This is a genomic window from Holosporales bacterium (assembly GCA_031263535.1).
In the GTDB taxonomy this organism is placed as follows: domain Bacteria; phylum Pseudomonadota; class Alphaproteobacteria; order UBA3830; family JAIRWN01; genus JAIRWN01.
In genome coordinates, this window is the sequence record JAISFO010000020.1 from 1 (window position 1) to 9,209 (window position 9,209).

The following is a 9,209-nucleotide window of genomic DNA, read 5'->3' on the forward strand; positions in this document are numbered from 1 at the left end:
ATAACCTCTGATACTTCACTATAGATAGTGTTAAGTCGCGAGGCTAGGTCCTTTTTGCTGTCTGGACGTACCACTCCATGAGCAATGTACTTGAGATTGTTCCCTTCAATTGATATCACGCCCCACCCCGTCTTATTAAGCCCAGGATCGATACCAAGAACTGTGCGCCTGGACAGCATCAGGCCTTAAGATACGACTGCATGAATTCGTCCGATACGTCGTAATTAGCTACGACTTGCTGGACATCTTCGTTGTCTTCTAAAGCCTCAATCAACTTAAACAGAGTGCCGGCGGATTCGTCACCGATTGGCGTTAACGTTTTCGGTTGCCACATGAGGCTGGCCGAAGTTGGGTCCGAAAATTTCTTGGTTAGCGCGTCCCTTACTGCGGCAAAATTATTAACGCTTGTAATTACCTCGTACCGACTGTCATCCTTTACATCATCGGCGCCGGCTTCAATCGCTGATTCCAGCATGTTATCAGGCGGACTGACATTAAGCGGATAAACAATAACGCCAACCCTGTCGAACATAAAACTGACGCTGTTGGTTTCACCTAACGCTCCGCCAAGCTTGTTAAACGATGCCCTGATTTCCGAAGCGGTTCTTTTGCGATTATCGGTGAGCGCCTCAACTATAATTGCGACCCCGCTGGGTCCGTATCCTTCATACCTAACTTCTTCATAGTTTGCGCCGTCTTCTCCACCCATGGCCTTCTTAATGGCGCGCTCTATGTTATCGCGAGGCATATTCTCACCACGCGCATTGGCTAGAACGTTACGCAATTTAGAGTTACTGGACGGATCGTCTCCTCCGCCGGTTTTTACCGCAACAGCAATCTCTCTAGCCAATCTAGCAAATACCCTGGCGCGCCTGGCATCCTGCGCGCCTTTACGATACATGATATTTTTAAACTGGGAATGCCCTGACATAGCGGTTTTATTTTGCTATTTTCTCAAGCGCTTAGAAATACTCATAGATCCTGCAAACAACAGTATCTTAAGCGTATCCGCAACTAAAAATGGAATAAAGCCAACAGCAAGCGCTTGCCAGAAATCTCCTAAAGCAACGGCTACAAACGTGACGCCTGGAATGTAGATCGCTGTCAACCCCGTTAAACCTGCGGTTAGGTGCTTTAAAAATGACTCTTTATGCCAGCTCGCGGTCATATATCCGACTAAACCAGCTGCTATCGGCATCCCTATAAGGTATCCGCCTCTTGCCGAACACAGCATTCCCAAGCCGCTCGCTCCCCCGGCAAACACTGGCAGGCCACATGCCCCTTCTGCCAAGTACAGCATGACGGAAGCAAATCCTCTTTTACCTCCTAACAGCCCGCCAACCAGCAACACAGCATACACCTGCATAGTCATTGGCACAGGCGTTGATGGTACGGTTATCTGGGCAGATAAGGCAATAAATAAACTGCCCAATACTACATACACAGTATTTAACCAACCGGCTTTATTTTGGCTCACAGCAAGCTTTTCCATATTTGCTCTCACTACATATATATTAGGCTAGAGTTACCACAGCGCCACAATTTCGTCTACTTTGATTTAATAAGTACTTGGAATTCTTGCGATGACATTATTGTTCTCCCGTGTTTGGGTTCGGTTTTAATCGTTTTGGCAGACGTACACGCTTGGGCAATTGCTCCTCTGCCAATTGTCTGCCGATGACATCTCCTGAAAGGTCAAGCAAATTCTGCAGCTTGTCGATCATTCCCAATATAAAAATAACAGTCGCATAGGTTCCAAAAGACACCGATGGATCGCCTTTCTCGGTTTTTGCAACAGTAATTGCCGTAACGTTAGCTCTCTCAGCCATCATAGCAATGGTGATATTACGGCGGATCCGCGCTTCTTTTATATCCTGGCCAAGCTTCCTTAAAGCCCTTTTAACAGGAATATTTAAAACAATCTTTTTCTTCACGATAAAATAATCAATCATCTTTTATAAAGTATATTATAATATAGTTTATCACAAGTAAAGTATATTATAATATATATAAAATCATATAAGAAACGAGAATTAAAGCGAAGCGCTTTAGGTGCTGAATAAAATTTAAGAATTCTTATATGGAAAGATTGGTACTTTGATTTTACGCTGTATGCGTCTGGCTAAAAGGAATTCACAAAAGTGAAAATCGATTATCTTGTCAACCATCAACATCTTATTCCAACCGTTGCGCAGTGGTATCTTAAAGCTTGGGGGAAATATACAAAAAATCCGTCGATTAAAGAAACGGGGCGCGGCTTTTAAGTCGATTAAATACCGATAAGCTGGACATATGTTTCTTGTGTTTTGATAACGATTGCGGCAATGAACTGGTCGGTACATTCAGCCTAACGCAGAATGATATTCCCGGTAATAAGGATTTTTCCCCGTGTCTGGCCCATTTGTTTGTAGTTGAAAAGTATCGCAGGCAAAAGATCGGAGAAACCCTTGTTAATCACGCTGAGCAACAAGCCCGTAACTTCGGGTTCGATAAAATGTATCTCTATACCACCGATAGAACCATTCATTCATGGTACGAAAGACTTGGATGGAAAATTATAAAGGAAGATATTGCCGGCGGAATCGATATAAAAATTATGGTGACGAGTTTATGAAATTTCCTTTCGAAAAAGCGGCTTTGAGCTTGGGTAAATGAACCAAAAAAGTCAAACACTTGACAAAATAATTACAATGTTGTATTATATAAAAAAAGGGTGTCTAAAAATGTTGGAAATATTCAAGATAGTTAAAAACGTGTGGTGGCGCTGGCGTTATTAGATCGCTTGCGTTTGTCTTGGTTTTTAATTATTTGGAATTTTTACAATGTTATTTTTTCTTTTGATCGTGTCTAGATCATTCATAATTCAGCAAACTTCGCCTAGCGATGCTTATTCTATGCGCTTTTCCTGGCCTTTTGGCCGTCAATTTTAATCCATTAATCAATTTAGAAACAGCGTATTCAACATGAAAACTATAGGGCTTTATTATGAATAGGAAAATATTTGCTGCAACTGCAGCTGTTTGTGGAATTATTGGTGTTACTTATTTTAGCACAAGAGAGGACTTACCTTTGGTGGCCATTGCCAATTATGGGCCACATGCTTCCCTTGAAGCTTCGCTGCGCGGCATTAAAGCGGAGCTTGCAGATTGTGGACTTATCGAAGGGAAAACAATCAGATATGAAATCGCCGATGTTGGTTTTGATCCGACTCTCATTTCACAAATGATCACAAAACTCAAAGCATCAAAGCCGAAAGTGATGATTGTAAAAGCCACCCCAGTTGCGCAGTTCGCTAAAGGAAAAGTCCAGGATATTCCGCTGGTTTACTGCGACATTATGGATCCGGTTGCTGCAGGTCTTATAAAAGACAAGGCGCATTCTCATAAAAATATGACCGGAAGTTCTGATCAAGAGGATTTAGGGCCGTTTCTGAACTTTGTGAAAACCATACTGCCACGGGTCAAAACCGTTGGATTGCTGTACTCTACCTCTGAAAGTAACGACGCCGCGATGGTTAGGATGATGAAGGATGCGGCCGTGAAAGTAGGATTGTCTGTTTTTGCAGTTCCGGTGGATCAATCTCGTGATATACCAATGCGAATGCAAGAATTTCGCGGGAAAGTCGATTTTATATACGTTGGTACCAGCGGTCCGACTCAGCCGGCCCTTCCAATCATTGCGTCTGAAGCTCAAAAAATGGGAATACCAGTGTTTAACGCAGAGGAGCAGGCGGTGCGAGATGGATTGGCTCTTGCAAGCTTTGGTGTAAACTATGAATCCGTTGGAAGAAATGCCGGAAAACTGACAGCAAAACTGCTGAAGGGAGCTTCTGTAAAAAACCTACCGCCGATTTTTCCGCAAACGCAGGATTACAGATGCTTTGTGAATAAGAAGTTGGCTAAGAAATTTGGGATTAAAATTCCGGAAAACGCAACTGCTGTAGAGTAATAATATGTTAAAAATAAGCGGCGTAACAAAGTCATTTAGCGGAGTTTTTGAGCCAGTTCTTAAGGGAATAGACTTATCGCTAAAGGAAGGTGAGTTTTGCACCCTTATTGGCGCAAACGGATCCGGAAAATCAACCTTGATGAAAATCATCAGCGGAGAATATTTTGCTGACTCTGGTGAAATCAGGCGCAGCGGCACTGTATCGCAGGTTGTGCAGGATGTGAATAAGGGGACGATTCCCTCCATGACTATGTTAGAGAACATCGCCTTAGGCCGCACGAAAACTCCACGTTTTTCCTTCTACAAGCGCCATAAAAACGAGATCATAGATAAAGTCAAATCTTTGAATATTGGCTTGGAAAAATTCATCGATCAGCCGATCGGCGTCTTATCCGGCGGTCAGCGGCAGATTATCGCAACGTTAATGGCGTTGAATTCGGACGGCAAAATTCTGCTGCTGGACGAACATACATCGGCCCTAGATCCCAAAATGCAGCTGTTACTGATGGAATACACCGCAAAGTCTGTGCGTGAGTTGGGACTGACAACGCTTATGATTACGCACAATATGGAAGACGCTGTGAAATACGGAGACCGTCTGATTATGATGCATAAAGGCCGAATTGTTGTTGATGTGAATGGACGCAAAAAATCGAATTTAAAGATTCACTCTTTACTGGAAATGTTTCACAAGTTTGAGGATCAAAATCTGCTGCACGGTGGAGGGGAAAGTGTCTGCTGACCTTATCATAAACGGACTGCAACAGGGCCTTATTCTGGCGATAATAGCCTATGGCATCATGATTCCGTTTCGGTTTTTGGATTTTGCGGATTTGACCGCTGACGGTGCATATCCTTTAGGTGGGGCGATATGTGCCGTTTGCATGTCCTGTGGAATACACCCGGCCATTGCGATACCTTGCAGCATGTTTTGTGCAGGAATAATGGGAACATGCACAGCGCTTATCCATCTGAAATTTCGTGTTAATTCGATGCTGGCAGGCATAATCCTCAGCACCATGGCCTACAGCGTAAATTTGCGAATTATGGGTAAACCGAATATTGCCCTCTTTGATTGCGGAGGGTTGTTTGGTGCGAATATCATCAGCAATATGTTGGTAATTACCGTACTTATGGCGGGTTGCGTGATTCCATTTGCCGTATTTCTGCGTACTGACTTTGGCCTGAGGTTTCGAGCGGTTGGGCTGAATCTAAACTTTGCAAAGCAGCAAGGGGTCAGCATCGAGAAATATACTATGTTCGGACTATTTGCGGCATGCTCCATGTTTGGTCTCGCTGGAAGCCTTATTGTGCAGCTGCAAAGCTATATGGATGTTGGTATTGGCGTTGGAATTCTGATTCACGGACTTGCTAGCTTGATGGTAGGCGAAGCCATGATCGGCAATGCTACGCTAAATCGACAATTGCTGGCGCCACTGCTGGGCGCGCTGGTATATCAACAAGTGCAAGGTATCGCGTTGTCTTTAGGCCTGGCTCCATCTGATCTGAAATTTTTCACCGGAAGCATAGTGCTGCTTGTTATCGCTTTGAAAAAAGTAAAAAGCGCTTGAATAATTTTTCATACAGGCGCTTATCAATAAAAGGGAATGATTGCAGAATTTCACAACAAAAAATATTCATTGAATAAGCATTGCGTCTGTAAAGACGCAATACAACTGCAGATCGTGGAAATCTATTAGGCTATCCTTGATTCCACAAAGACTTCACTTCATTGACTGAGAAACCCGTAGCCTTAGAAACGTCCTCTTCCTTCATTCCCATAGCCAGTAAATTAATTGCTGTTTCTTTCCTTCCCTCAATTTTGCCCCTTTTCTCGCCGATGGCGATGCCTCTTTCCTCTGCTACGGTCATTTCGCTGTTATAATCGTTAATGTTTTTTTGCCTCAAGTCAGAGATTGCGCGGACTTCATCATCAGCACTGATGTATTTAAGCGTTTCCATCGCCTCATGTACTTCTTCTACCTGCAAAAACGACGCGTCCATGAAAATCGGATCTTTCAAAAACGAGAGCCAGGCGGTCAAAAGATCCTGCGCGTCAGCCTTCTTCGGATTGAATTTCGGCAACTCGATGAAAATGATCCTCGCGCGATCAGTCATTATCTGATACGGATCCGGATCTTGCGGCTGAAACGTCATGTAGGCCTCGCCGATGGCGTTTTGACGATCGGTAACGTTTTCTCCAAGAATCCAGATGCCGATAACGTTCGGCCCATTGTACGATTCTTTCTTTTTTACGACGCGAGGCATCATGTTAGCGAGGTAATGGAACGCTCGCTGTGGAATCTCGCCGGTATTTTTAATCTGAATTTCAATATCTATTTTTGTTTTATTATCCGTCGTAGCCTTGATATCGAGACGGCTTGCCTTATCTTTCTCAAGAATTTTTTCTATATTAGGATTATCAAAAGTCAGGTCTACAATGTAAGGAGCCCCCTTGAACAAGGCATTCAAGAATGAAATCAAAAGCGCTTTGTTCTGCTCTACGCCAAATATGTTCTTGAAGATATAATCTTGTTTCGGATCCAATAAATCAGTCATCACAACACTTCACAAAATCCATCTGTTAGCATTGTAGCCTAATTTTCATTGAGATTCGATGATTTGCTTATTTTTCCGCGACAACGCAAATGAGCTCGGAATCTTCTTCATAACGTTTGTTCATAATTCCGGAATAACAACCTTTTATAATAAAGCTCCCATTTTCTAACTCCGCGTTGATAGACTTTTTCGAAAAACAAGTGGTCCAAAGGTTAAATATGCGCTCCTTTTCATTTTCAAGAATAATATATTTTTCACCTAAAACATTTTCGTCATATTTATATTTGCCATAGAAAGATATGTAAGCATCCGAACTCCAAAATCCGCCTTTTTCGCAAATTTCAAAAGAGCTACTTTCCTCTTGTTTATTAAAATAGCTGAGGGTAAATGCATCGAATAAAAATAAACCTCCCGGTTTTAAAGCTGTATACACTGTTTTAAGCAAAACTTTTCTTTCGCTCGGAATCAAAGCTCCATAATCGCACCAAATTAATATAATCATGTCAAATTCTTCGCAGAAATCCATTTCAAGATAATTTTGAATCCGATATTTGCCTTTATCGTCATGCGCTTTTGCAAATTCGATTGAATTTTGTGAAAAATCAATGCCTGTAACGCAAAATCCTTTTTCCGATAATCTTTTCGTATAAAGCCCTGGTCCGCAGCCAATATCAAGGACTTTCCCGCCGCTTGGAACTAATGATGTAATTAAATCTATCGCTTTTTCTATAAGATCTGGTCTGCGGCTTGCAAGATCAGTATTTGGATCCAAATGGGATTTAAGCATCTCTTTGGAAATGTGGGGATCAGTCCAAAATTTTTCTATAGACTTTTCGTAGAGATTCGGCTTTTTTAGCATCGTTCTTAACTTCTTATACATAAGCTCAGTCTCCTTCCTGTTGGGAACGAAGTTTGCAAAAGCGCTCATTATGCGGCCTTTACAAATTCAGTGATACGCGCTATTTGACTCGGCTTTTAGCTTGAAGTCGGCGATGATGTAACAGAAAAATCTCACCCATTACCTTCCAGTCTGGTGGAGTCGAGGGGGATCGAACCCCTGACCTCTACGCTGCCAGCGTAGTTAAGACATGCATTACTATTAATTTCAATTGATAAGCTTTGTCTTGTAAATCTAGTATATGGCTGGTATTAAGAAATAATAATGCGCTCAAATTGATTAACAAAAATCCAGCATAAATGTTGGACATGGGTTGGACAAGAAAATAAAAAGGCTAAAATATGAGCTATGAATGGAAAAAGACTAAAACGCCCGGTGTTAGATACAGAGAACATCCAACAAGAAAACATGGGCAGTTACGTAAGGATAGGTATTACACGATTTATTACAGGCTGGATGGTAGGGTTAGGGAAGAGCGTATAGGGTGGGAATCTCAAGGAGCGACTGAACACAAGGCGGTCTTAGCATTAGCCAATTTGAAGGAAGCGCACCGTACTGGTGTTGGAGCAAGAACGTTAGCTGAAACGCGTCGATTGCAGAAAGAAGAGGCTGACATAAAAGAAGCAGCCAGGATTCAACGAAAAAGGGAACAGATAATATTTAACAAGTATTTTGAACAGGCCATACTCGATAAACGAGGCAACACACGTGAAATTGAAGAATATATTTTTAAAGCTTGGATAGAACCTAATATTGGTCAGCTACCTCTGAAGGATATATCGCCATTTATATTAGAGAAGTTGAAGAAGCAAATGAATGATGCGGGTAAAGCGCCAGCCACAATTAAGCGTGTACTTGGCGTAATTAGCCAGGTGTTCGGTTATGCCAAAAAACGTGACCTATATAACGGAGACAATCCTGTAACTAAAGTAAAGAAGCCATCGGAAGACAACAGGCGTTCACGGTTCTTATCCCAAGAAGAATCCCTTGTATTGTTGACAGAGCTCAGCAAGGTAAGCCAAACAGTCTATGACATAGCCTTGATATCTCTGAGATGTGGTCTAAGAGCTGGCGAGATATTTAAACTCACTTGGAATGATGTAAATTTTCTTAATGAAACCATCTTTATCAAGGATACCAAGAGCGGTAGGAACCGTAATGCGATCATGACCCAAGATGTAAAGGATATGCTTGAGAGAAGACGAGGTCTATCCATTACTAGCGGTAATACTGCTAGCCTATTGTTTGCTTCCAGAACTGGCGAGAGGATAACGGAGGTATCTGATGCATTTGCAAGGGCAGTAGAGAGGCTGGGATTTAATGAAGGGGTAACAGACCGCAGGCAGAAGGTGGTGTTTCACACCTTGAGGCATACATATGCCAGCCGGTTGGTAATGAGCGGGGTGGATTTGTATACGGTCCAGAGGCTGATGGGGCATTCGACCATATCTATGACAGAAAGGTATTCTCACTTGGCTCCAGACCATCTGAAAAAGGCAGTCAGTATGATGGAGCAGAAATACAGCTAATGCTCTTAATTACCTAGCAACGAAAGGAGATACTTTATCCTTTTCCTTTAATGACGAATGATGATTAATATTTATGAATGTGGTGTATAATACTTTTGTTAAGGAGAGTGTTTTATGAAAGCTGAAAAAGAACCCGCGCTGAAGGTTTTGCCGACGAATGATATTATCTTTAAGATGATATTTTGCGACCAGAGGCATTCAAATGTTCTGGTCAGCCTGCTTAATGCAATAATAAAACCTGAAGCTCCTATCAAAAGTGTGAAAATCGAAGGTAC

The 9,209-nt window shown here is 42.3% G+C and carries 11 protein-coding genes; 5 read left to right on the top strand and 6 right to left on the bottom strand.

Annotated elements, in window-relative coordinates; genetic code table 11:
* From LBL30_01915 to LBL30_01930, 4 genes are all read right to left on the bottom strand, one after another.
* The coding region (locus LBL30_01915) for a crossover junction endodeoxyribonuclease RuvC (GenBank protein MDR1031859.1) at positions 1 to 179 on the bottom strand (179 nt) is incomplete at its 3' end.
* Positions 179 to 931 carry a YebC/PmpR family DNA-binding transcriptional regulator gene (locus tag LBL30_01920; GenBank protein ID MDR1031860.1) on the bottom strand — a complete coding sequence of 251 codons (753 nt, stop codon included), beginning with the start codon at positions 929 to 931 and terminating at the stop codon, positions 179 to 181. The genes LBL30_01920 and LBL30_01915, both read right to left, overlap by 1 nt.
* Before the next feature lie 15 nt (positions 932 to 946).
* Positions 947 to 1,492, bottom strand: a complete 546-nt coding sequence (locus tag LBL30_01925; protein ID MDR1031861.1) for a biotin transporter BioY — start codon at positions 1,490 to 1,492, stop codon at positions 947 to 949.
* 97 nt (positions 1,493 to 1,589) lie between these two features.
* On the bottom strand, positions 1,590 to 1,952 hold the full coding sequence (locus tag LBL30_01930; protein MDR1031862.1) for a helix-turn-helix domain-containing protein: 363 nt from the start codon (positions 1,950 to 1,952) through the stop codon (positions 1,590 to 1,592).
* A gap of 347 nt (positions 1,953 to 2,299) precedes the next feature.
* Here LBL30_01930 and LBL30_01935 point away from each other — a divergent pair, with 347 nt between their 5' ends.
* The 4 genes from LBL30_01935 to LBL30_01950 all read left to right on the top strand — a co-directional run bounded on the left by LBL30_01935 (position 2,300) and on the right by LBL30_01950 (position 5,519).
* Positions 2,300 to 2,614, top strand: coding sequence for a GNAT family N-acetyltransferase (locus LBL30_01935; protein ID MDR1031863.1), 315 nt, complete (start codon positions 2,300 to 2,302; stop codon positions 2,612 to 2,614).
* A 371-nt stretch (positions 2,615 to 2,985) separates the two neighbouring features.
* Entirely contained in the window at positions 2,986 to 3,948 is a 963-nt protein-coding gene (locus LBL30_01940) for an ABC transporter substrate-binding protein (protein ID MDR1031864.1), read from the top strand.
* A gap of 4 nt (positions 3,949 to 3,952) precedes the next feature.
* Entirely contained in the window at positions 3,953 to 4,690 is a 738-nt protein-coding gene (locus tag LBL30_01945; GenBank protein MDR1031865.1) for an ATP-binding cassette domain-containing protein, read from the top strand.
* The gene (locus tag LBL30_01950; GenBank protein ID MDR1031866.1) at positions 4,680 to 5,519 is read left to right on the top strand and encodes a hypothetical protein; all 840 of its coding nucleotides are present in this window, start codon (positions 4,680 to 4,682) and stop codon (positions 5,517 to 5,519) included. The genes LBL30_01945 and LBL30_01950 overlap by 11 nt, the downstream gene beginning before the upstream one ends.
* Before the next feature lie 130 nt (positions 5,520 to 5,649).
* On the opposite strand, the gene LBL30_01955 is transcribed toward LBL30_01950, so the two are convergent.
* Positions 5,650 to 6,507: an Rpn family recombination-promoting nuclease/putative transposase gene (locus LBL30_01955; protein MDR1031867.1), complete on the bottom strand. Its 858-nt coding sequence runs from the start codon at positions 6,505 to 6,507 to the stop codon at positions 5,650 to 5,652.
* 67 nt (positions 6,508 to 6,574) lie between these two features.
* Complete coding sequence (locus LBL30_01960) at positions 6,575 to 7,387, bottom strand: methyltransferase domain-containing protein (GenBank protein MDR1031868.1); 813 nt, start codon at positions 7,385 to 7,387, stop codon at positions 6,575 to 6,577.
* Between the two features lie 359 nt (positions 7,388 to 7,746).
* Here LBL30_01960 and LBL30_01965 point away from each other — a divergent pair, with 359 nt between their 5' ends.
* Positions 7,747 to 8,934 (top strand): site-specific integrase, encoded by a 1,188-nt coding sequence (locus tag LBL30_01965; protein ID MDR1031869.1) that lies wholly within the window; start codon positions 7,747 to 7,749, stop codon positions 8,932 to 8,934.
* The last annotated feature ends 275 nt before the right edge of the window (positions 8,935 to 9,209 follow it).

Excerpts from the sequence above, each read along its gene's own strand:
- LBL30_01930 (MDR1031862.1), bottom strand. The coding sequence starts at position 1,952 with ATGATTGATTATTTTATCGTGAAGAAAAAGATTGTTTTAAATATTCCT.
- LBL30_01960 (MDR1031868.1), bottom strand. The coding sequence starts at position 7,387 with ATGTATAAGAAGTTAAGAACGATGCTAAAAAAGCCGAATCTCTACGAA.
- LBL30_01955 (MDR1031867.1), bottom strand. The coding sequence starts at position 6,507 with ATGACTGATTTATTGGATCCGAAACAAGATTATATCTTCAAGAACATA.
- LBL30_01925 (MDR1031861.1), bottom strand. The coding sequence starts at position 1,492 with ATGGAAAAGCTTGCTGTGAGCCAAAATAAAGCCGGTTGGTTAAATACT.
- LBL30_01940 (MDR1031864.1), top strand. The coding sequence starts at position 2,986 with ATGAATAGGAAAATATTTGCTGCAACTGCAGCTGTTTGTGGAATTATT.
- LBL30_01945 (MDR1031865.1), top strand. The coding sequence starts at position 3,953 with ATGTTAAAAATAAGCGGCGTAACAAAGTCATTTAGCGGAGTTTTTGAG.
- LBL30_01920 (MDR1031860.1), bottom strand. The coding sequence starts at position 931 with ATGTCAGGGCATTCCCAGTTTAAAAATATCATGTATCGTAAAGGCGCG.
- LBL30_01965 (MDR1031869.1), top strand. The coding sequence starts at position 7,747 with ATGAGCTATGAATGGAAAAAGACTAAAACGCCCGGTGTTAGATACAGA.